This window comes from Enterobacter sp. H2G27, from assembly GCF_054403075.1.
The window spans coordinates 76,953-98,983 of the sequence record NZ_JBSVSI010000001.1; the positions used below are offsets into that span (position 1 = coordinate 76,953).

The 22,031-nt window shown below is 54.4% G+C and carries 25 protein-coding genes; 15 read left to right on the plus strand and 10 right to left on the minus strand.

Annotated features, from left to right (window positions below; genetic code table 11):
- Positions 1 to 37 precede the first annotated feature (37 nt).
- The 4 genes from ACW9E7_RS00335 to ACW9E7_RS00350 all read left to right on the plus strand — a co-directional run bounded on the left by ACW9E7_RS00335 (position 38) and on the right by ACW9E7_RS00350 (position 2,853).
- Positions 38 to 406 (plus strand): diacylglycerol kinase, encoded by a 369-nt coding sequence (locus tag ACW9E7_RS00335; protein ID WP_111964212.1) that lies wholly within the window; start codon positions 38 to 40, stop codon positions 404 to 406.
- A 108-nt stretch (positions 407 to 514) separates the two neighbouring features.
- Entirely contained in the window at positions 515 to 1,123 is a 609-nt protein-coding gene (lexA, locus tag ACW9E7_RS00340) for a transcriptional repressor LexA (RefSeq protein WP_111964211.1), read from the plus strand.
- Positions 1,124 to 1,185: 62 nt separating this feature from the next.
- On the plus strand, positions 1,186 to 2,523 hold the full coding sequence (gene dinF / locus ACW9E7_RS00345) for an MATE family efflux transporter DinF (RefSeq protein ID WP_136196006.1): 1,338 nt from the start codon (positions 1,186 to 1,188) through the stop codon (positions 2,521 to 2,523).
- 120 nt (positions 2,524 to 2,643) lie between these two features.
- The gene (locus tag ACW9E7_RS00350) at positions 2,644 to 2,853 is read left to right on the plus strand and encodes a CsbD family protein (protein WP_024906712.1); all 210 of its coding nucleotides are present in this window, start codon (positions 2,644 to 2,646) and stop codon (positions 2,851 to 2,853) included.
- Between the two features lie 47 nt (positions 2,854 to 2,900).
- Here ACW9E7_RS00350 and zur read toward each other — a convergent pair whose 3' ends face one another.
- Positions 2,901 to 3,413 (minus strand): zinc uptake transcriptional repressor Zur, encoded by a 513-nt coding sequence (gene zur / locus ACW9E7_RS00355; protein ID WP_458727067.1) that lies wholly within the window; start codon positions 3,411 to 3,413, stop codon positions 2,901 to 2,903.
- 115 nt (positions 3,414 to 3,528) lie between these two features.
- On the opposite strand from zur, the gene ACW9E7_RS00360 reads away from it, so the two are divergent.
- The 4 genes from ACW9E7_RS00360 to pspG all read left to right on the plus strand — a co-directional run bounded on the left by ACW9E7_RS00360 (position 3,529) and on the right by pspG (position 6,957).
- Complete coding sequence (locus ACW9E7_RS00360; RefSeq protein WP_115876925.1) at positions 3,529 to 4,017, plus strand: cupin domain-containing protein; 489 nt, start codon at positions 3,529 to 3,531, stop codon at positions 4,015 to 4,017.
- A gap of 172 nt (positions 4,018 to 4,189) precedes the next feature.
- Complete coding sequence (locus ACW9E7_RS00365) at positions 4,190 to 5,500, plus strand: conjugal transfer protein TraF (protein WP_115876924.1); 1,311 nt, start codon at positions 4,190 to 4,192, stop codon at positions 5,498 to 5,500.
- Positions 5,501 to 5,582: 82 nt separating this feature from the next.
- A complete protein-coding gene (gene dusA / locus ACW9E7_RS00370; protein WP_458727068.1) occupies positions 5,583 to 6,578 on the plus strand; it encodes a tRNA dihydrouridine(20/20a) synthase DusA in 996 nt (331 codons plus the stop codon).
- Between the two features lie 136 nt (positions 6,579 to 6,714).
- Positions 6,715 to 6,957 (plus strand): envelope stress response protein PspG, encoded by a 243-nt coding sequence (gene pspG, locus ACW9E7_RS00375; protein ID WP_111964222.1) that lies wholly within the window; start codon positions 6,715 to 6,717, stop codon positions 6,955 to 6,957.
- Positions 6,958 to 7,141: 184 nt separating this feature from the next.
- Here pspG and ACW9E7_RS00380 read toward each other — a convergent pair whose 3' ends face one another.
- Complete coding sequence (locus ACW9E7_RS00380) at positions 7,142 to 8,125, minus strand: quinone oxidoreductase (RefSeq protein ID WP_133293585.1); 984 nt, start codon at positions 8,123 to 8,125, stop codon at positions 7,142 to 7,144.
- Positions 8,126 to 8,191: 66 nt separating this feature from the next.
- Between ACW9E7_RS00380 and dnaB the strand changes: the two genes are divergently transcribed.
- A complete protein-coding gene (gene dnaB / locus ACW9E7_RS00385; RefSeq protein WP_023310046.1) occupies positions 8,192 to 9,604 on the plus strand; it encodes a replicative DNA helicase in 1,413 nt (470 codons plus the stop codon).
- A 16-nt stretch (positions 9,605 to 9,620) separates the two neighbouring features.
- On the plus strand, positions 9,621 to 10,700 hold the full coding sequence (gene alr, locus ACW9E7_RS00390; protein WP_127729266.1) for an alanine racemase: 1,080 nt from the start codon (positions 9,621 to 9,623) through the stop codon (positions 10,698 to 10,700).
- Positions 10,701 to 10,751: 51 nt separating this feature from the next.
- On the opposite strand, the gene ACW9E7_RS00395 is transcribed toward alr, so the two are convergent.
- Positions 10,752 to 11,894 carry an ENY2 family protein gene (locus tag ACW9E7_RS00395; RefSeq protein ID WP_458727069.1) on the minus strand — a complete coding sequence of 381 codons (1,143 nt, stop codon included), beginning with the start codon at positions 11,892 to 11,894 and terminating at the stop codon, positions 10,752 to 10,754.
- A gap of 304 nt (positions 11,895 to 12,198) precedes the next feature.
- Between ACW9E7_RS00395 and ACW9E7_RS00400 the strand changes: the two genes are divergently transcribed.
- Positions 12,199 to 12,792 carry a response regulator transcription factor gene (locus tag ACW9E7_RS00400; RefSeq protein ID WP_240741472.1) on the plus strand — a complete coding sequence of 198 codons (594 nt, stop codon included), beginning with the start codon at positions 12,199 to 12,201 and terminating at the stop codon, positions 12,790 to 12,792.
- 80 nt (positions 12,793 to 12,872) lie between these two features.
- Here ACW9E7_RS00400 and ACW9E7_RS00405 read toward each other — a convergent pair whose 3' ends face one another.
- From ACW9E7_RS00405 to ACW9E7_RS00430, 6 genes are all read right to left on the minus strand, one after another.
- Entirely contained in the window at positions 12,873 to 13,163 is a 291-nt protein-coding gene (locus ACW9E7_RS00405; protein ID WP_111967849.1) for a hypothetical protein, read from the minus strand.
- Complete coding sequence (locus ACW9E7_RS00410) at positions 13,164 to 13,571, minus strand: hypothetical protein (RefSeq protein ID WP_115876918.1); 408 nt, start codon at positions 13,569 to 13,571, stop codon at positions 13,164 to 13,166.
- A gap of 65 nt (positions 13,572 to 13,636) precedes the next feature.
- Positions 13,637 to 14,119 carry a ribonuclease domain-containing protein gene (locus ACW9E7_RS00415; protein WP_115876917.1) on the minus strand — a complete coding sequence of 161 codons (483 nt, stop codon included), beginning with the start codon at positions 14,117 to 14,119 and terminating at the stop codon, positions 13,637 to 13,639.
- Between the two features lie 17 nt (positions 14,120 to 14,136).
- Positions 14,137 to 14,586 carry a lysozyme gene (locus ACW9E7_RS00420; RefSeq protein WP_458727070.1) on the minus strand — a complete coding sequence of 150 codons (450 nt, stop codon included), beginning with the start codon at positions 14,584 to 14,586 and terminating at the stop codon, positions 14,137 to 14,139.
- Positions 14,586 to 15,188 carry a DUF2589 domain-containing protein gene (locus ACW9E7_RS00425; protein WP_115876915.1) on the minus strand — a complete coding sequence of 201 codons (603 nt, stop codon included), beginning with the start codon at positions 15,186 to 15,188 and terminating at the stop codon, positions 14,586 to 14,588. The genes ACW9E7_RS00420 and ACW9E7_RS00425 overlap by 1 nt, the downstream gene beginning before the upstream one ends.
- A 75-nt stretch (positions 15,189 to 15,263) precedes the next feature.
- Positions 15,264 to 15,821 (minus strand): DUF2589 domain-containing protein, encoded by a 558-nt coding sequence (locus ACW9E7_RS00430; protein WP_045335167.1) that lies wholly within the window; start codon positions 15,819 to 15,821, stop codon positions 15,264 to 15,266.
- 206 nt (positions 15,822 to 16,027) lie between these two features.
- On the opposite strand from ACW9E7_RS00430, the gene tyrB reads away from it, so the two are divergent.
- From tyrB to ACW9E7_RS00450, 4 genes are all read left to right on the plus strand, one after another.
- Entirely contained in the window at positions 16,028 to 17,221 is a 1,194-nt protein-coding gene (gene tyrB, locus ACW9E7_RS00435) for an aromatic amino acid transaminase (protein ID WP_458727071.1), read from the plus strand.
- 257 nt (positions 17,222 to 17,478) lie between these two features.
- On the plus strand, positions 17,479 to 18,192 hold the full coding sequence (gene aphA / locus ACW9E7_RS00440; protein WP_133293590.1) for an acid phosphatase AphA: 714 nt from the start codon (positions 17,479 to 17,481) through the stop codon (positions 18,190 to 18,192).
- 113 nt (positions 18,193 to 18,305) lie between these two features.
- Positions 18,306 to 18,722 (plus strand): secondary thiamine-phosphate synthase enzyme YjbQ, encoded by a 417-nt coding sequence (locus tag ACW9E7_RS00445; RefSeq protein ID WP_111964202.1) that lies wholly within the window; start codon positions 18,306 to 18,308, stop codon positions 18,720 to 18,722.
- Between the two features lie 2 nt (positions 18,723 to 18,724).
- On the plus strand, positions 18,725 to 19,078 hold the full coding sequence (locus ACW9E7_RS00450; protein ID WP_111964201.1) for an MmcQ/YjbR family DNA-binding protein: 354 nt from the start codon (positions 18,725 to 18,727) through the stop codon (positions 19,076 to 19,078).
- Between the two features lie 3 nt (positions 19,079 to 19,081).
- Here the strand turns inward: ACW9E7_RS00450 and uvrA are convergent, their stop codons facing one another.
- Positions 19,082 to 21,904: an excinuclease ABC subunit UvrA gene (gene uvrA / locus ACW9E7_RS00455; protein ID WP_136196010.1), complete on the minus strand. Its 2,823-nt coding sequence runs from the start codon at positions 21,902 to 21,904 to the stop codon at positions 19,082 to 19,084.
- Between the last annotated feature and the right edge of the window lie 127 nt (positions 21,905 to 22,031).

Below are 22,031 nucleotides of genomic sequence, written 5' to 3' on the forward strand. Positions count from 1 at the left end.
CTGTTACTGACGCTCTTTTTTAAAAAAGGTTCTTTTAATGGCCAATAATACCACTGGGTTAACACGTATCATCAAAGCCGCCGGCTATTCATGGAAAGGTTTCCGTGCCGCATGGGCCAACGAGGCCGCGTTTCGCCAGGAGGGCGTCGCCGCTATCATCGCGGTGATCGTCGCCTGTTTCCTTGATGTTGATGCTATTACCCGCGTACTTCTTATCGGTTCCGTACTTCTGGTGATGATAGTGGAAATTCTTAATAGCGCTATTGAGGCCGTTGTGGATCGCATCGGTTCCGATTTCCATGAGCTTTCTGGCCGCGCAAAAGACATGGGATCTGCTGCCGTATTACTGGCGATTATCACTGCCGTTATCACCTGGGTCACGCTGCTTTGGTCACATTTCCGATGAGCCTCGAGGAATAATTAAGTCCCTGGTTTTTTGTGCAGTTTTTGGTTCCAAAATCGCCTTTGACTGTATATACTCACAGCATAACTGTATATACACCCAGGGGGCGGAATGAAAGCGTTAACGACCAGGCAGCAAGAGGTGTTTGATCTCATCCGGGATCATATCGGCCAGACGGGTATGCCACCTACGCGTGCGGAAATCGCGCAGCGTCTGGGTTTCCGTTCTCCGAATGCTGCCGAAGAACACCTGAAAGCGCTGGCGCGTAAAGGCGTGATTGAGATTGTATCAGGCGCGTCACGCGGTATCCGACTGCTGGTAGAAGAAGAGACGGGCATTCCGCTGGTAGGTCGTGTTGCTGCCGGTGAGCCTTTACTGGCACAGCAGCATATTGAAGGTCATTACCAGGTCGATCCAGCCATGTTCAAGCCGAGCGCTGATTTTCTGCTGCGCGTTAGCGGCATGTCGATGAAAGACATCGGTATTCTTGACGGCGATCTGCTTGCGGTACATAAAACGCAGGATGTGCGTAACGGCCAGGTGGTTGTCGCGCGCATTGACGATGAAGTCACCGTCAAACGTCTGAAAAAACAGGGTAACACCGTTCAGTTGCTGCCTGAAAACAACGAGTTCACCCCAATTGTGGTCGATCTCCGCGAACAGAACTTCTCTATCGAAGGTCTGGCAGTAGGCGTGATTCGTAACGGTGAATGGCTGTAATCTCTTCCTGACAGGCTACGCTTCCGCTGTAGCCTGTTCATCTACCTTTCCCGGTATTTCGCATGTCACTACTGACGGCATCAGATAAGGCATTGTGGCGTCTTGCCCTGCCGATGATTTTCTCCAATATTACCGTGCCTTTACTGGGACTGGTTGATACTGCCGTTATAGGCCATCTTGATTCACCGGTTTATCTTGGCGGCGTGGCGATTGGCGCGACGGCAACCAGCTTCCTGTTTATGCTGTTGCTCTTTTTACGCATGAGCACCACCGGTCTTACCGCACAGGCTTATGGTGCGAAAGATCCGCTGCGTCTGGCGCGTGCGCTGGTGCAGCCGCTGATACTCGCGCTTGGCGCGGGTGCATTAATCGTTGTATTGCGGACACCCCTGATCGATCTTGCGCTTCATATCGTTGGCGGCAGCGAGGCGGTACTGGATCAGGCGCGACGTTTCCTTGAAATCCGCTGGCTCAGCGCGCCAGCGTCGCTGGCTAACCTGGTTCTGCTGGGGTGGTTACTGGGCGTTCAGTATGCCCGGGCGCCAGTGATTTTGCTGGTGGTGGGCAACCTTCTCAACATTGTGCTGGATATCTGGCTGGTGATGGGCCTGCATATGAACGTGCGGGGCGCGGCGCTGGCGACGGCGATTGCCGAATACGGAACCTTTATCATTGGCTTGTGGATGGTCTGGCGCGTGCTGTCGATGCGCGGGATCTCTCTGGCGCTGCTCAAAACCGCATGGCGCGGCAATATCCGTAAGCTGCTGGCCCTCAACCGTGACATCATGCTGCGCTCGCTGCTTCTTCAGCTCTGCTTCGGCGCGCTGACGGTTTTCGGGGCTCGACTGGGGCCAGAAATCGTGGCGGTCAACGCGATATTGATGACGCTTCTGACCTTTACCGCCTATGCGCTGGACGGTTTTGCCTACGCGGTTGAAGCGCATTCCGGGCAAGCATACGGTGCGCGAAAAAGCGGGCAGCTTCGGGATGTCTGGCGGGCAGCCTGCCGTCAGTCGGGACTGGTGGCGCTGGCCTTTGGTCTGGTGTACGCCTGCTTTGGTGAGCAGATCGTTGCATTGCTGACGTCTATCCCTGCTCTGCGCGAGCTGGCGAGTCACTATCTCCTCTGGCAAGTCATCTTACCGGTGGTCGGCGTCTGGTGTTATCTGCTGGACGGCATGTTTATTGGTGCGACGCGCGGAGCGGAAATGCGCAACAGCATGGCGGTTGCGGCGGCAGGTTTTGGTCTGACGCTGCTAACGCTTCCCTGGCTGGGTAATCACGGTTTGTGGCTGGCCCTGGCCGTCTTCCTCTCGCTGCGCGGGTTATCGCTGGCGTTTATCTGGCACCGCCACTGGCAAAACGATACCTGGTTCTCTTCGCGCCACGATATATCGTGACGGTTAAAGATTCCGAATATGAAATTAACTACGGAATCCTTAACTACAATAATTATCACGTCCAGCAGAAAAGAACGTAACGGACGTTACGACCCGACGCTTAACTAAGAGGACACGATGATGAATAAAGACGAAATCGGCGGCAACTGGAAGCAGTTCAAAGGTAAAGCGAAAGAAAAGTGGGGTAAGCTGACTGATGACGATATGACCGTCATTGAAGGTAAACGCGATCAGCTTGTCGGTAAAATTCAGGAACGTTACGGCTACGCGAAAGATCAGGCGGAAAACGAAGTAAAAGACTGGGAAACCCGTAACGACTACCGCTGGTAACGCTGAATAACCCACAGGGCGGCTCCAGGCCGCCTTATCTTTTGCCGTTAACGCGGCTTTTTCTTCACCAGGATAGAGTGGTCGTGCTGACACGCGTCCTGATGGCGACAGGCTTCCACCTCCACGCACGCGGAACAGAGCCCGTGCGCTTCAATCACGTTATGACGCAGGGCAAACCCTATTTTCGCTGCCAGCGTATGCATAATGTCTTCCACGCCTTCCGCAGCCTCTTCTTTCACCACGCCGCAGCGGTCACAGATAAACATCGCCGATGTGTGGGTGGGCTGATCGAACAGATGGCACAGCACATAGCTGTTGGTGGATTCCACCTTGTGCACGAACCCTTGTTCAAGCAGGAAATCCAGAGCGCGATAGACCGTCGGCGGCTTTGCCTGCGGCTCGCTTTCGCGGAGCAGGTCGAGCAGATCGTAGGCGCTGATGGCACCCTGCTGCAGGCTCATCAGGCGTAATACTTCAAGGCGCTGCGGAGTCAGGCGCACATTGCGTTGCGCACACAGCTTTTCGGCCTGCGCTAACAGCTCTTTTGTGGACTTATCCATGTAGCACCCCGGATGTTATAGGACGGAAAACCCTCACTTTATCATGTTCTGGTAAAAACGCCGAGATCCACCAGTCTGTGCTATACCTGACCCATTACAAACCGGGAAATAAACAATGAAAAAACCTGACTGTATTCGGCACTGGCGCGACGTAGAAGTCGCGGATGATTCGACCTATCCAGATAGCGATGAGCTTTTTTCTATCGGCGCCCCGCTGGCTCGAAAGCTTGGGCTCGGGCGTATTGGTATCCATCATGAGCGCCTGCCGCCTGGGCGCAGGACGTCCTATCCGCATGCGGAGAGCGACGAAGAAGAGTTTATTTACGTGCTTGAAGGCCACCCTGACGCCTGGATTAATGGCTACTTGTGGAAGCTGGAGCCTGGCGACAGCGTAGGTTTTCCCGCCGGTACCGGCATCTGTCATACCTTTATCAACAACACGGACGACGAGGTTCGGCTCCTGGTCGTTGGCGAGGCCAACAAGAAGCATAACCGCATATACTATCCGCTTAACCCGGTTTATGCCGCTACCCGAGAGGATCGCTGGGTAGACCACCCGCCCCAGTTTTTTGGACCGCATGATGGAAAACCTGGGAAAAAATAATTTCCTCTTCTATAAATATTGAGGGCCGTCACAAAATATAACAGGCCGTAAGGGAGTTTTACTTAGGGATAGAAATAGCGGGTCTTTTACTACTTATTCACAGCAATAGTTCGTTCCTGTTTGGGTGATAACAGACAGGGGTTATTTCATAACAGACTATAACGGGCATACTGTGAAAAAAAATTTTAAATTTTCGGTGGTTAGTATCGCTGTTTCCTTGTTTATGGCAAATCAGGCGGGAGCAGCCAATACCTGGACAGAATCACGAAGCGACGCAATGGGTGGCACTGGCGTTGCCTCCGGGAGCTATGGCAGTGGGGCATTAATCAACCCCGCGCTGCTGGCAAAGGCAAAACCTGACGATGATGTGACGGTCATTTTGCCGTCCGTTGGCGTACAGGTAACGGATGAGGACAATCTTCAGGACGAGATTGATACCATCAACGACAAAATCAATCACTACAAGGATGTGGTTGATAATCTCACGCCAAGAGAAATTATCACCAATCCATTAGGTTCCATTAATCAATTCCAGGGCGCGGCCAAAGATCTGGCCGATGAGCTGGACTATCTCAAAGGCAAAACCGCACGCGCAACGGCAGGGGCAGGGCTTGCTGTGAGTATCCCTAACGATGTCCTTTCGGTAGCCTTCATGGCGAAAGGCTATGCCCATGGCCGGGTGAGCTCGTCTATCGATCAGCAGGATATTGATTATCTGCGCGGTATTCAACGCAGTAATGTGGTGGCTGCCGGTGTTGCCCTGGACGCTGCGCTGAACGGCACGGATCAGATCACTAAAAACCTCAACTCAACCGCGTCTGGCCGGGCAGCGATTGTCTCCGACTATGGTGTTGCCGTTGCCCGCCAGTTTGACCTCGGCGGCGTCCCTGTTTCCGTGGGCGTGACGCCAAAGCTGCAAAAAACCTGGGTCTATAACTACACCACGTCAATCTACGATTACGACAGTAACAAGTGGAACGACAGCCGCTACCGTACTGACGATACGGGCTTCAACGTGGATGCCGGTATTGCGGCCGATTTCGGCGAACACTGGACCGTTGGCGTGAGCGGACAAAACCTGATGTCGCGCGATATCGACACCAAAGATATCCGTATCCGCAATGGCCGTACGGGAGAAGTGGTGAGCTATAAAGACACCTATCAGATCCGCCCGCTGGTAACCGCCGGTGCCGCCTGGCATAACGACCTGGTGACGCTGACCGCCGATGGCGATCTGACCGAAACCAAAGGCTTCAAGAGCGAAGATACGTCGCAGTACGTGGGTGTCGGTGCCGAGGTGACGCCGCTGAGCTGGCTGGCGGTCCGTGCGGGTTATCGTGCAGACGTGAAGGGTAACGACAGCAATGTCTTTACCGGCGGTGTCGGTTTCGCGCCGTTTAGCACCGTGCATGTTGACCTGATGGGCCTTTACGGTGAAGATGAAACCTGGGGCGCAGGGGCTCAGCTGAGCATGACGTTCTAAAGTCAACCGGAGGCGCTGCGCCTCCGGCTTTTCTTTGTGCTATAGTAGCGCCCCTTTTCCACCAGATGCTTAAAACTTCGCCATGTCGTCAGAATCACAGACCGCTTTCCCCGCACACCGTTTCTCCATTGCGCCGATGCTCGACTGGACGGACAGACACTGCCGCTATTTCCTGCGCCAGCTCTCCCGCCATACGCTGCTGTACACCGAAATGGTGACCACGGGCGCAATTATTCACGGGAAGGGCGACTATCTGGCCTACAGTGAGGAAGAGCATCCGGTTGCCCTGCAGCTGGGCGGCAGCGATCCGGCCGCGCTGGCGCAGTGTGCGAAGCTGGCGGAAGCGCGCGGCTACGACGAGATCAACCTGAACGTTGGCTGCCCGTCCGACCGTGTGCAAAACGGTATGTTCGGTGCCTGCCTGATGGGGAACGCGCAGCTGGTAGCGGACTGTATCAAGGCGATGCGCGACGTCGTTTCCATTCCGGTGACGGTCAAAACCCGTATCGGGATTGACGACCAGGACAGCTACGAATTCCTGTGCGACTTCATCGATACGGTCTCCGGAAAGGGCGAATGCGAGATGTTCATCATTCACGCGCGAAAAGCCTGGCTCTCCGGCCTGAGCCCGAAAGAGAACCGTGAGATCCCGCCGCTGGACTACCCGCGCGTGTATCAACTGAAGCGTGACTTCCCGCACCTGACGATGTCGATCAACGGCGGCATTAAGTCGCTGGAAGAGGCCAAAGCGCATCTGGCGCATATGGATGGCGTGATGGTCGGCCGCGAGGCGTACCAGAACCCAGGCATTCTGGCGACGGTCGATCGCGTAATCTTTGGCATTGAAGGCGCAGACACCGATCCGGTTGCCGTCGTGCGGGCGATGTATCCTTATATTGAGCGCGAGCTGAGCAACGGTACGTATCTCGGCCATATCACCCGCCATATGCTGGGTCTGTTCCAGGGTATACCGGGCGCGCGTCAGTGGCGTCGCTACCTGAGCGAAAACGCACATAAAGCCGGTGCCGATATTGAGGTGCTGGAACATGCGCTGCGACTGGTGGCAGACAAGCGATAACTTTCGCTAAAAGTTCGTCAAATTCACCACGCCCTGCGAGTTCTCGCGGGGCGTTTTGCTTTAAGAACAAAACGTTAGCTTTGGCATGGATCTTGTAATGCTTAATGCATTACTCGGGAACTCGTGGGAGAGCACCATGCTGGAACTACTTTTTGTGATTGGCTTTTTTGTCATGCTGTTAGCGACAGGCGTTTCGTTGCTCGGCATTCTGGCGGCTATCGTGGTGGCGACGGTGGTCATGTTTATTGGCGGACTGTTTGCGCTGACGATCAAACTGCTGCCGTGGTTACTGCTGGCCGTTGCTGTGGTGTGGGTGATTCGGTCGATTAAATCGCCAAAAGTGCCCGGTTATCAGCGCAATAACCGCTTTCGTTACTAAGGTATTGAGGGGTTCGTCACATAGTTGTAACTTTTCCGGCAGCATGGCTTAGAACAGAATAGGATTTACTTATCGAATCTGTCACTATGACTGCCGTTAAAGAATTCATCGTGCTGTACCCTACATACAGCCGAACTAAAAAAAGAAAGGGCTTCCCACGGGAAGCCCAATTTCTTTTTGGGGCTCAGGGAATCAACAGGCTCGACCCCTGCGTCGCCCGGCTCTCCAGCACCTCATGCGCGCGCTGCGCATCGGTCAGCGCGAATTTCTGCGCATCTGCCACGTCCACTTTGATGACACCGCTGGCGATCAGCGAGAACAGCTCGTTGCTGGCTTCCTCAAGTTCTTCCCGGTTGGTGATGTAGCCCTGCAGGGAAGGGCGCGTGACGTACAGCGAACCTTTCTGATTCAGAATACCGAGATTCACGCCGGTGACAGCGCCTGACGCATTGCCAAAGCTCACCATCAGCCCACGACGCTGCAGACAGTCCAGCGACGCTTCCCAGGTGTCTTTCCCAACCGAGTCATACACGACGCGCACCTTTTTGCCGCTGGTGATCTCCTTCAGCCGTTCGACAATGCTCTCTTCACGATAGTTAATCACCTGCCAGGCGCCCGCCTGCAGCGCGCGCTGCGCTTTTTGGGCATTGCCCACGGTGCCGATCAGTTTTGCGCCCAGGGCTTTTGCCCACTGACAGGCGATGAGCCCGACGCCGCCCGCCGCGGCATGAAACAGGAACTGCTCGTCGGGTTTAATTTCATAGGTTTTACGCAGCAGGTAGTAAACCGTCAGACCTTTCAGGAACGAGGCCGCCGCCTGTTCGAAGGAGATAGCGTTAGGCAGCAGGGCGGCTTTATCCGCCGGAACGTTGTGGACGGAGCTGTAAGCGCCCAGCGCAGACTGCGCATATACCACGCGGTCGCCCTCTTTAATATGCTTAACCGCGCTGCCCACTTTGACGACGACACCGGCTGCCTCGGTGCCGAGGCCGCTCGGCATTGACGGAGGCGGGTAGAGACCGCCGCGAATATAGGTGTCGATGTAGTTTATGCCTATGGCTTTGTTTTCAACCTGCACTTCGTTTTCGCCAGGCGCGGTGGGGGTGAACTCCACCGCTTTGAGTACGTCTGGCCCACCGTGTTTCTGAAATTCAATGCGCGTTGCCATGCTCCCTCCGTAAGAAAAATATGGTAATCTTTCGACCCACTCTTTATCTCGGTAACTCCATTCACTATGGCAGGAAACAAACCCTTCAACAAACAGACTGAACCTCGCGAGCGTGATTTCCAGGTCGCAGGGTTAAAGGTCCCGCCGCACTCGATTGAAGCGGAACAGTCGGTGTTGGGCGGTTTAATGCTGGATAACGAGCGCTGGGACGACGTCGCCGAACGCGTCGTGGCGGAAGATTTCTACACCCGCCCGCACCGCCACATCTTTACCGAAATGGCGCGTCTGCAGGAATCGGGCAGCCCGATCGATCTGATCACGCTCGCGGAATCACTGGAGCGTCTTGGTCAACTCGACAGCTGCGGTGGGTTTGCCTATCTGGCGGAACTGTCAAAAAACACGCCTAGTGCGGCGAACATCAGCGCTTATGCCGATATCGTGCGCGAACGTGCCGTCGTCCGCGAGATGATTTCGGTGGCGAACGAGATCGCCGAAGCGGGTTTTGATCCGCAGGGTCGCACCAGCGAAGACCTGCTTGACCTTGCCGAGTCCCGCGTCTTCAAAATCGCCGAAAGCCGCGCCAACAAAGACGAAGGCCCAAAAAATATCGCCGATGTGCTCGACGCCACCGTCGCCCGTATCGAACAGCTGTTCCAGCAGCCGCACGATGGCGTCACCGGAGTGAATACCGGCTATGATGATTTGAACAAGAAAACCGCTGGCCTTCAGCCGTCGGATTTGATTATCGTCGCCGCGCGTCCGTCGATGGGTAAAACCACTTTTGCGATGAACCTCGTCGAAAATGCGGCGATGTTGCAGGATAAGCCGGTGCTTATCTTCAGCCTTGAGATGCCCTCCGAGCAGATTATGATGCGTTCTCTGGCATCGCTGTCTCGCGTGGATCAGACCCGCATTCGTACCGGCCAGCTCGATGATGAAGACTGGGCGCGCATCTCCGGCACCATGGGCATTCTGCTGGAAAAACGTAACATCTATATCGATGACTCTTCCGGCCTGACGCCGACGGAAGTGCGCTCCCGCGCGCGCCGTATCGCCCGTGAACACGGCGGCATCGGCCTCATCATGATCGACTACCTTCAGCTGATGCGCGTTCCGTCGCTTTCCGACAACCGTACGCTGGAGATTGCGGAGATTTCCCGCTCGCTCAAGGCGTTAGCCAAAGAGCTGCACGTGCCGGTGGTCGCGCTGTCGCAGCTGAACCGCTCCCTGGAACAACGCGCCGACAAGCGCCCGGTCAACTCCGACCTGCGTGAATCCGGCTCCATCGAGCAGGATGCCGACTTAATCATGTTTATCTACCGTGATGAGGTTTATCACGAGAACAGCGACCTGAAAGGGATCGCCGAAATTATTATTGGTAAACAACGTAACGGCCCGATCGGGACGGTACGTCTGACCTTTAACGGACAGTGGTCACGTTTCGACAACTATGCCGGTCCTCAATATGATGATGAGTAATTTCTAAGGAATTCAAATGCAAGCGGCAACTGTTGTTATTAACCGCCGCGCTCTGCGACACAACCTGCAACGTCTGCGTGAACTGGCGCCTGCCAGCAAGCTCGTTGCAGTCGTGAAAGCGAACGCTTACGGACACGGTCTTCTTGAGACCGCGCGAACGCTCCCCGATGCCGATGCCTTTGGCGTCGCCCGTCTTGAAGAAGCCCTCCGCCTGCGCGCGGGGGGGATTACCCAACCGATTCTTCTCCTCGAAGGTTTTTTCGAAGCCAGCGATCTGCCAACCATTGCTGACCAGCATCTGCACACGGCGGTACACAATGAAGAACAGCTGGCCGCACTTGAAACCGCCGAGCTGAGCGAGCCGGTGACCGTCTGGATGAAGCTAGACACGGGCATGCACCGTCTGGGCGTGCGTCCGGAAAGCGCGGAAGCGTTTTACCAGCGTCTATGCCGGTGCAAAAACGTGCGCCAGCCGGTGAATATTGTTAGCCACTTCGCCCGTGCCGATGAGCCCGAGTGCGGTGCAACCGAGCGGCAGCTGGATATCTTTAATACCTTCTGCGAAGGCAAGCCGGGGATGCGCTCGATCGCCGCATCCGGCGGTATTTTGCTGTGGCCGCAGTCGCACTTCGACTGGGCGCGACCGGGCATCATTCTTTACGGCGTATCACCGCTGGAGAACAAGCCCTGGGGGCCGGATTTTGGCTTCCAGCCGGTCATGTCGCTGGTCTCTAACCTGATTGCCGTGCGTGACCATAAAGCGGGTGAGCCGGTGGGCTACGGCGGTACCTGGACCAGCGAGCGTGATACCCGCCTTGGCGTGGTGGCGATGGGCTATGGCGACGGTTATCCCCGTGCCGCGCCGTCGGGTACGCCGGTTCTCGTCAACGGTCGCGAGGTGAAGATTGTTGGTCGCGTGGCGATGGACATGATTTGCGTCGATCTGGGGCCAGAAGCGCAGGATAAACCCGGCGACGATGTGGTGATGTGGGGGGAAGGTTTACCCGTTGAACGTATTGCTGAAATCACTAAAGTGAGTGCTTACGAACTTATTACCCGCCTGACGTCTCGGGTGGCGATGAAGTACGTCGACTGAAACGTGTACATAACAGTCCAACGGCATACGCTGCCGTTGGACAAGTAACGCTTATTTCAACACGTTATAAATCGCCTGATTCGTTAAATAATCTGACGCCAGCCCTGACTCTGGACTGAAGCGCGCGCCCTGGATGGATGAGAAGCGTTTTCCTGTGTTGCCCAGTGAGACATAGCGTTCTCCCCCATCGTTTTCCGAAATGGTGTACACCGTTTTCTGCATTTCGGCGAACAGCGGAGCGTTACGCTGAATGACCTGATGCAATTCCAGCAGCTGCACACCATCAAGATTGAGCTTTTTATCCAGCGTGACCCCCCATCTTTGCAGGCAAACCTCGGCAAAATGACGCACGATCGTGCCCGGTTCATGTACCACTTTTTCCCCGCTATTCCCATTAGCCGACGCATTTCCCACCAGCGTAGCATGACGACCAGACATAGGATAAATATGTACCTTTGTCGTGCTATCGGTCTGTGGAATGACGCACGAGAAACCTTTTGAACGCTCGTGTCGGGCATAGAAAGCCACATACTCCTTCACGTTGCTGCCCAGAGTGACTTTTTCCGGCTGGAAATTACCCATTCCCGGAACCGGATCGACAGCAAAAATATTCACCGGAATAGTCGTCAAAAGGGGATCGGCCAGCATCGCATTCGCAAGCATATGGCAGCTAATTCCGCCCCGGCTCCATCCCACAAGGTTCACCTGAGTGGGCAGAATCTGGCCCTGACGGAAGGTTTTAATAATTTGCTGCTGCAGCGCCTGCTGGGTCACTTTACGGTCACCATAATCATACTTGCGCCACCAAAACGATCCGGTAACCTCAACGTCCTGAATCGGCACGCCCGCCTTTTTGAGCTGCTCATAGTTCTCTTTTGTGAGCTTTTCTCGCTGCCAGTCAACGTGCCCTTTAATAATATTGATCGCGTGCTGAACATTCTCACTCCAGCCGCTGCCCAGAAGCTGGGCCCGAAGCTGAGAATATTCTCCGCTTTTGACCCAAAGTTCATCGCTTTGAAGATTACCGCTTCCCGGGCCATCAAGAATGACCCATTCGGCGAACTCTTTACCCTTGTTATTGGCGGCCAGAGAAGAAATGAGCTCGCCGTTCCAGTAATTAGCATGAGACTCATCAAACTTATTAGAACCAGTACCACAGAAATACACTGTTAGTATTGTCATAAATGACCTCATTGAAATATTAATATGTAGGTGGATGGCACGCGTGCAGTTAAATAATACGTGTCGGCAATATTTCGAGAAATATGCTATTAAGCCCAGGGTATTTTTGATAGCGATAAGTTCGTTCTTAATTAAATATGGCTATGTTTAATGTGTAGCACTGCTTAACTTTTTGCTTAGGCATATGACATTTGCCTTATGCTGAATGCTGTTTTTACAGTTCTGCAATAGCACGCATACTTAATTTCGGAATAAGTTAGTTGAATAATCAAAGAAAATAGATTTCACACGGGGTTATGCTACAATGAACATATTAATGATCGATGAATTACCGATCTTCATTCACGGTATGAAAACAGAGCTGGAACGCGTAATGCCGGAATGCACTGTTTTTTCAGCGAACAACTTTGAAGATGCACACGCAATCTTAACCTCTATGCCAGTCAGCATTATTTTGCTGGATGGTGAAATGAAATGCCGTGATTTTATCACAAATTTGATGTCAAACTGGCCTGAGCTACCGATCGTGGTAATGTTACGAAAAACGACGGATAAGATATTCAACTTCTACATTCGTCAAAGCATTAAGGGCATTTTTACTAAGGATCTTCCCGCCGAGAAAATCAGCCAGATACTTAGCATGGTTTCCTCGGGTGTGGTCTGCTTTCCGGAGCAGGCCGTGATTCAGCGAGAACAACCCACTGGCGGTTTACCGATTCATACTCTGAGTCGTCGGCAGAAGGAAGTGCTCAAGCTGCTGGCGAATGGAGGAACAAATAAGCAGATCAGCAGACAACTGAATATCAGTGCTGGTACGGTCAAAGTACATCTGGAATCCATTTTTCACCGATTGCAGGTCAACAATCGAACACAGGCTGCAATGCTCTATTTTAAATATATGGGCAATTAGGCCGTTTTTGTAAGACGCAGGATTGGTATCAAACTATGTTTAGTGAAAAGCGCGACAGGCAGAATACTGTCGCGCTTTTTTTAATGATACTGAGATTTGAAATAGTATATCACGACCACCAGAGTTCCAAAGTCCTGCAATAGCCAGAAGGGAAAACTGTCACTCAGTATATCAGCCCCAGTAAGGATAAATTTCATGTTTAAACTGCTCTCACCAAAAAAGCCAAAGGCGAGGGCAGCTAAGCCGACTTTACACATTACCGGCAGAGCATGGACTCTTCGACTATAGGCTGCAAACAAAATGAGCAGCGAGGTGACAAGGTCGACGAGGATAATAAAGGGAAGAACCCAGCCATTCATTATGTTAAGCATTTACTCTCCATCGGGATTGTTATGGGTTAAATCAGGCGGAGAAAGTGACTCGTGCCTGACTTTGCTTTTGATGACGCTGGCGACATCAAAAATATCGCGCTGTTCGTGCCGGCGGAAAAAGTTTGCCAGCCAGACGATCAGACCATTACTCATTGCCCCGAGGATATAACCTAAACCAAGCGTGATATCGGCCTGGTTAAGGTCTATCTTTAACCAGCGGGCTGATAAGCCACCTAATGCGACGGCCGCACCCATGCTGATTCCGCCAAAAATAATGCCTGCCATAAATCGGCTGTGCTGATGCAGCCGCTGCGGTTGCCAGAAAAACGAAATACTGACGCCGCCAAATAAGCCTGAAAATGCCAGCAAGGCTTCGCTGATGAGGGTCGGGAGATAGATGTCAGACATACATTCATCCTCTGCAAGGATAAACCCCCTCGAAAAAGGGGATTTATTATCGTAACGGGCGCTTATTATTGGCAGGGATCCAGCTCAACAATATGCTGATACTTATCGGTAGTGATAAAGCGCTGTTGCCCTGACAGGCTGTAAATCAAACGTTCAGGAGAGCGATAGCCCTTTACGACATCCACATCCGCGCTAAGCCAGGGCTGATCGGCAGGAAGAGCGCTATGGCTGTATTTGTCACCTCCGATCCATTTTTGATGAGTGAGTTTCAACCCCCAAAGTGACTCGCTTTCACTCCCCGACCAGCCGAGGCGTTTGGCTTCTTCCGACGTGATATAGCGGTCGGGCAGGCGGCCAAAATTTTTTATATGGCGAAGGGTTGTCGCCAGCTCGGTCACATTATTGACGGGCGGTACACCCTGAGAAGATAAAAAGGCGTTAACTTCCTTTATTTCATCTTCGCAGGTTGGCATGGCGGCAGTAGCCTGTAAAACGGCGAATAAGGAAGCAGAAAGAACGGCCATTTGCACTATGGATAATGATTTCATGTGTTTTTCCTGTCGAGTTAACTGAGAAATAACTTCATTTCCGCCTCGCGGCGACGCGTCAGACCAGCCAATACCTTCCCGCCTGCCTTATTCCAGCTTTTGAACTGCAGTGCGGCGCCCTGAACATCGCCCGCGTTGAATTTTTTGAGCAGCGTTGATTTCTTCAAATTGCCAACGCCGAGGTTGAAGGCGAAGGAAACCAGCGCGTCGAATTGCGCCTGCGTTGCTGGCTGGTTCAGCAGCTTTTTCACGCCGTCCTCGGTGCGTTTCAGATCTTTGCGCAGCAGTTCTTTGGCTTCGCCGGTAGTAATTTTAGTGAGCTTTTCCATCTCCTCTTTGAGGATCAAATGGCCATAGCCGATGGTCCATAAACCTACGGCATCGCGATAACGCTCCAGCTTTAGTCCTTCAAACTGGCAAATCAGCTGAATACCCTTGTCACCTGTACTTTCTGGTTGTGTGTGCATTACGGAGTCTCCTCTGCTTTCGGACGGGGAATCACCTTGTTGGTGTATTCGTCAATCAAGCGCATAACGCTTTCCGGTGGCTCAAGCGCGGTAAACTGCATCTCCACATCGACGTGGCGGCTGTCACGCCCGCCTTTGTTATCGCTGGAAGGCGAAAGGCTGACGTGAAAGCGACCAAATTCGTTTTCACCAGACTGGCGGGAAGGTGCCTGCATGCCTTCTGTACGGATCGTCAGGTTGACCTTCATTTTCTCCAGCATCAGCCCGCGCGGCGTTGAAAGTGCGACCAAGGGCAGGTCAAAGTAGTGCTTTTCATCCAGTGCCAGCTGTACCGTGCGTGGAACCAACGAACCGTCCTCAGCAGGTTCGAAAAAGGGATCCAGCGCTTTCATATACTGCTGAGCAATCAGTTCGTTGGCCGCCGTGGCCGCGTACTGCATCCCGCGCGTAATATCTTCAAGCGAGATCGGCACGCCGGGAATATCGGCTGGCGGCGTAGGGGGCGTGTTTTCCTGTACAGGCGGCGTGCCTTCATCCTCTTTGCCCATCCTGTTTTCCGGCTCTTCATCCTTGCCGCCGCGCAGCCATTTTTTAAAAGACATATTTCGCTCCTGGAAAAAGGGCTACCCGGGTAGCCCCTGCGTTACGGAATCGCACGTATGTCGCGGCGTGGAAGATTATTGCGCGGCGACAGGCTTGGTTTTGGCGTTGGTCAGGTAGTCAATTACGCGCTGCAGAGCTTCTGGTGGCTCCTGGCGTTTGATCTGGGTATGAATGGAGTATTTCGCGCGTGTATCGGTCGAACGGGTCTGCTCCGATTTATGGGAGACTTTGCCGGTCATTTTAGCTTTAAAGACACCCCAGCCGACGGACGCTTCCACGGAGGCCTCCGCTTCGGTACTGCTGGAACTGGCTTCGCTCTGGCTCACTTCCAGCTCAAAGTCGATGGTGCCGTCTTCGATACAGATGATAGGGTGCGTGATCGCCGCCAGCAGCGGAATGCTCATCTTGCGGGTCACGCTGCCTTTGTTCACGCCTTGTTCGTCTACCACGGTTTCGTCGTAGTCGAACTCGATCGCGACGGCTTTGCCGTCTTTAATGCAGACAGAGAGCAGGAAGTCGGTATAGGACTTGCTCGCCTGAACCTGTGCTTTGATCATCGCCTGCAGCGGACCGCCGATCATATGCTCCAGCGGCAGGGCGTTAATAACTGAACCAATAAATTGTGAATCCATGATGTGAACTCCTTGAATCAGTGAATGCGCGGTTGCGCAGGAGTCACATTACGGAAAGCGAGAAGGGGAAAATATTGGGTAAATGTCATGGCTAAAGGACGCAAAAAACCTATGCCGATCGCAGGATAATCCTAAGGGGTGGTGTTGCGTGATATTCCGGTTTATTGTTGAAATCCCTGCCTCATCGAATTCCGGAGAACCATCGCGTGTTTCAGAAAGTTGACGCCTATGCCGGCGACCCTATCCTCTCCTTAATGGAGCGTTTCAAAGAAGATCCTCGCAGCGACAAAGTGAACCTCAGCATCGGTCTGTATTACAACGAGGATGGCATTATTCCTCAATTAAAAGCCGTTGCCGAAGCCGAAGCACGTCTGAACGCTGTTCCACACGGCGCTTCTCTTTATCTGCCAATGGAAGGGCTAAACGCTTATCGCAACACCATTGCACCGCTGCTGTTCGGCACCGATCACGCGGTGCTCGCGCAAAAACGCGTGGCGACCATCCAGACGCTGGGCGGCTCGGGTGCGCTGAAAGTGGGTGCAGACTTCCTGAAAAAATACTTCCCGGATTCAGGCGTGTGGGTCAGCGACCCGACGTGGGAAAACCACGTTGCGATCTTCGAGGGCGCAGGCTTCAAGGTCGAGACCTATCCGTGGTTCGACAGCAAAACTAACGGCGTGCGCGTTGAAGCGCTGCTGGAAAAACTGAACACGCTGCCGGCGCGCAGTATTGTGCTGCTGCACCCATGCTGCCATAACCCGACCGGTGCAGATCTCACTAACGCCCAGTGGGATACGGTGATTGAGATACTGAAGGCCCGTGACCTGATCCCGTTCCTCGACATTGCCTACCAGGGCTTTGGCGCGGGCATGGAAGAAGATGCTTACGCCATCCGCGCCGTAGCCAGCGCCGGGCTGCCTGCTCTGGTTAGTAACTCCTTCTCTAAAATCTTCTCCCTGTACGGTGAACGCGTTGGCGGTCTGTCCGTAGTGTGTGAGGATGCCGAAGCAGCCAGCCGCGTGCTCGGCCAGCTGAAAGCGACGGTACGCCGTATCTACTCCAGCCCGCCAAACTTTGGTGCGCAGGTGGTGGCGACGGTTCTCGGTGACGAGCAGCTGAAAGCGTCATGGCTTGGCGAAGTGGAAGCGATGCGTAAGCGCATTCTTTCGATGCGTCAGGAACTGGTTAACGTCCTGAAAGAGGCGGTGCCGGGACATAACTTCGACTATCTGCTCAAGCAGCGCGGGATGTTCAGCTATACCGGACTGAGCGCGGCGCAGGTCGATCGCCTGCGCGAAGAGTTCGGCGTTTATCTCATTGCCAGCGGCCGTATGTGCGTGGCGGGTCTGAATTCAAGCAACGTTCATCGCGTGGCGCAGGCGTTTGCCGCTGTAATGTAAGTACTCACTATTCATTTTCCCCTTTCCCTGTGGGAGAGGGGTGGGGTGAGGGCATCAGGCCGCACAAGAATCTTGCCCGGTGGCGCTTCGCTTACCGGGCCTACACGTCACATCTGCGCTTTGTGATCATCTTCTTTTTATTCATCTTCATAAGTAAAAACTCCTTCCCTTCACCTCCCGCTGGGGTTATGGTCGGATAGTTTTTTGACCGTTCGCTCAAATTAAAACGATAACAAACTGAATTTTCAGGGGAAAACATGCGCAAGATCACACTGGCGCTCAGCGCCGCCTGCTTATTGTTCTCGCTTAATAGCGCCGTCGTCGCGCGAGCTTCTGCCCCGACGCCGCTTTACACCGGTACCACTGCCGCCATGCTTGCCGAGCAGGCGCCCATTCACTGGGTTTCCGTGGCTCAAATCGAAAACAGCCTGATGGGCCGTGCGCCAATGGCCGTGGGTTTTGACATTGACGATACCGTTCTCTTCTCCAGCCCGGGCTTCTGGCGCGGAAAAAAAATGTATTCGCCCGACAGCGAAGCGTATCTGAAGAACCCGGAATTCTGGGAAAAAATGAATAACGGCTGGGACGAATTCAGCATCCCGAAAGAGGTTGCCCGGGCGCTTATTGCCATGCACGTGAAGCGCGGGGACAGCATTTACTTTGTGACCGGCCGCAGTCAGACCAAAACGGAAACCGTCTCCAAAACCCTGCAGGATGATTTTCAGATCCCGGTAGCCAGCATGAATCCGGTGATTTTTGCCGGTGACAAAGAAGGGCAAAACACCAAAACCCAGTGGCTGGAAAAGAAAAATATCAAAGTATTCTACGGCGATTCGGATAACGACATCACTGCCGCGCATGACGTGGGTGCCAGAGGGATCAGGGTATTGCGTGCCTCTAACTCGACCTATCGACCGCTGCCGATGGCCGGAAAGTTTGGCGAAGAGGTCATTGTGAACTCTGAGTATTAAACCGCAGGCGACGAGTTTGACTCTTTTTTAAGCAAATCTCGTCGCTGCGGGTTTTACCTTTCGCCTTCTTGCTGCACACTTAGAAAGATTCATCTTTCATTACGGAGCAGCACATGTGGTATCAACAGACCCTGACCTTAAGCGCTAAACCACGCGGATTTCATCTGGTGACGGACGAAGTCATCGGGCAAATCCGCGACCTGCCGCGGGTCAAAACGGGTTTGCTGCATCTGCTCCTTCAGCACACGTCTGCCTCTCTCACGCTTAATGAAAATTGCGATCCCACCGTCCGGTCAGACATGGAGCACCATTTTCTGAAGAGCGTCCCGGACAACGCTCCTTATGAGCATGACTATGAGGGGGCAGACGATATGCCTTCGCATATTAAATCCTCCCTGTTGGGCGTATCGCTTATGCTGCCGGTTCACAACGGGCGGCTGCTGTTGGGAACGTGGCAGGGGATCTGGCTGGGAGAGCATCGCATTCACGGTGGTTCGCGTAAAATTATCGCCACGCTACAAGGGGAATAAAGATGACAATTTCGGAGATACTTCAGTACTGCATGAGCAAGCCCGGCGCGGAGCAGAGCGTCCATAGCGACTGGAAAGCCACGCAGGTTAAGGTGGGGGATGTGCTGTTCGCGATGGTGAAAGAGGTGGAAGGCCGTCCGGCGGCGTCGCTGAAAACCAGCCCTGAACTGGCGGATTTGCTACGTCAACAGCATGATGACGTGAGGCCGAGCAAGCACCTCAATAAGGCGCACTGGAGCACCGTCTATCTGGATGGATCGATTCCAGGCTCGCAAATTTACTACCTGGTGGACGCGTCCTATCAGCAGGCGGTTGAGCTGCTGCCGGAAACGACCCGACAGCAGCTCTCCGTGTGACAATTACAGCAACGGTTTAAGGAAGCGCGCGGTGTGCGAGGCTTCGCACTCTGCAACCGTCTCTGGCGTACCTGAGACGAGGATTTCACCGCCGCCGCTGCCGCCTTCCGGGCCGAGATCGACAATCCAGTCCGCGGTTTTAATCACGTCCAGGTTATGTTCGATGACCACGATAGTGTTGCCCTGATCGCGCAGCTGATGCAGCACGTCGAGCAGCTGCTGGATATCGGCAAAGTGCAGGCCGGTGGTCGGCTCGTCCAGAATGTAGAGCGTCTGACCGGTGCCGCGTTTTGACAGCTCGCGCGCCAGCTTCACGCGCTGCGCTTCGCCGCCGGACAGCGTAGTTGCCGACTGCCCCAGACGAATGTAGGTCAGGCCCACGTCCATCAGCGTCTGCAGCTTACGCGCCAGCGCAGGAACGGCATCAAAGAATTCGCGCGCCTCTTCGATGGTCATGTCCAGCACTTCGTGGATGGTCTTGCCTTTGTACTTAATCTCCAGCGTTTCTCGGTTATAGCGCTTGCCTTTGCACTGGTCGCACGGCACGTAGATATCCGGCAGGAAGTGCATCTCAACCTTGATCACACCGTCGCCCTGGCACGCTTCGCAGCGGCCACCGCGTACGTTAAAGCTGAAACGTCCTGGCGTATAGCCGCGGGAGCGTGCTTCCGGCACACCGGCAAACAGTTCACGTACGGGCGTGAAGACGCCGGTATAGGTTGCCGGGTTAGAGCGCGGGGTACGGCCAATCGGGCTCTGGTCAATGTCGATAACTTTATCGAAATGCTCCAGCCCCTGGATGTCACGGTACGGCGCCGGCTCGGCCAGCGTCGCGCCGTTCAGCGCCGTCTGCGCAATCGGGAACAGCGTATCGTTGATCAGCGTCGATTTACCGGAACCGGATACGCCGGTGATACAGGTAAACAGGCCAACAGGCAGCGTCAGGGTGACGTCTTTCAGATTGTTGCCGCGCGCGCCGGTCAGCTTCAGCACTTTTTCAGGATCTGCCGCTACGCGCTGTTTTGGCACCTCAATCTTACGCTTGCCGCTCATGTACTGACCGGTCAGCGATTCGGGCACCGCCATGATGTCCTTCAGCGTCCCTTCTGCAACCACCTGTCCGCCGTGTACGCCTGCGCCCGGACCAATATCGATCACGTGATCAGCCGCGCGGATCGCATCTTCATCGTGCTCGACCACGATTACCGTGTTGCCGAGGTTGCGCAGGTGGACCAGCGTGCCGAGCAGACGCTCGTTGTCGCGCTGGTGCAAGCCGATGGACGGCTCATCCAGTACGTACATCACGCCTACCAGACCCGCGCCAATCTGGCTCGCCAGACGAATACGCTGGGCTTCACCGCCGGAGAGCGTTTCTGCCGAGCGGGATAGCGTCAGGTAGTTCAGGCCGACGTTCACCAGGAATTTCAGGCGATCGCCAATCTCTTTCAGCACTTTTTCGGCAATTTTCGCGCGCTGGCCGGAGAGTTTCAGGTTATTGAAGAAGTCCATCGCGTGGCCGATGCTCATGTCTGAGATGGTCGGCAGCGCCGTGTTTTCCACAAACACGTGGCGCGCTTCGCGGCGCAGGCGCGTTCCTTCACAGGTGGCGCAGGAGCGGTTGCTGATGAACTTCGCCAGCTCCTCGCGCACCGCGCTGGATTCGGTCTCTTTGTAGCGGCGCTCCATGTTGTGCAGCACCCCTTCGAACGGGTGGCGACGCACGGAGGTATCGCCGCGATCGTTCATGTATTTGAACTCGATGTGCTCTTTACCGGAACCGAACAGGATCACTTTGTGCACGTTCGGGCTCAGGCTGGCCCACGGCGCTTCAACGTCGAACTTGTAGTGTTCTGCCAGCGATTTCAGCATCTGGAAGTAGTAGAAGTTACGCTTGTCCCAGCCGCGAATGGCGCCACCCGCCAGCGACAGTTCCGGGTTCTGGATCACGCGATCCGGATCGAAATACTGCTGCACGCCCAGGCCGTCACACGTCGGGCACGCGCCCGCCGGGTTGTTAAAGGAGAACAGGCGCGGTTCCAGCTCGCGCATGCTGTAGCCGCAAATCGGGCAGGCAAAGTTGGCGGAGAAGAGCAGCTCTTCCGCTTCTGGATCGTCCATGTCGGAGACCACGGCCGTGCCGCCAGAGAGTTCCAGCGCCGTTTCAAAGGATTCCGCCAGGCGCGTGGCGAGATCGTCGCGCACCTTAAAGCGGTCAATCACCACTTCGATGGTGTGCTTCTTCTGCAGCTCCAGCTTTGGTGGATCGGACAGGTCACACACTTCGCCGTCGATACGGGCGCGGATATAGCCCTGGCTTGCCAGATTTTCCAGCGTTTTGGTGTGTTCGCCCTTACGCTCTTTGATGATTGGCGCAAGGAGCATCAGGCGTTTGCCTTCCGGCTGCGACAGCACGTTATCGACCATCTGGCTCACGGTTTGCGCCGCCAGCGGGACGTCGTGGTCCGGGCAGCGCGGCTCGCCCACGCGGGCATACAGCAGACGCAGGTAGTCATGAATTTCGGTAATGGTACCGACCGTTGAGCGCGGGTTATGCGACGTGGACTTCTGCTCAATAGAGATAGCAGGTGACAACCCTTCAATATGGTCGACATCCGGTTTTTCCATCAGCGACAGGAACTGACGAGCGTACGCCGAGAGCGATTCAACGTAACGACGCTGTCCTTCGGCATACAGAGTGTCGAAAGCCAGTGAGGATTTGCCAGACCCCGAAAGCCCGGTCACGACAATGAGTTTGTCGCGAGGGATTATCAGGTTGATATTCTTGAGATTGTGGGTGCGGGCGCCCCGAACTTCGATCTTATCCATTCACCTTTCCCGGTTGGAACACGGATTGCCTGGTTTGTTTGAAGGACAAACGGCTGTCAGAAACGGCTAATTATGACACAATTTGACCTGTTTGAATATACAGTATTGGAATGCATTTTCTGATTCG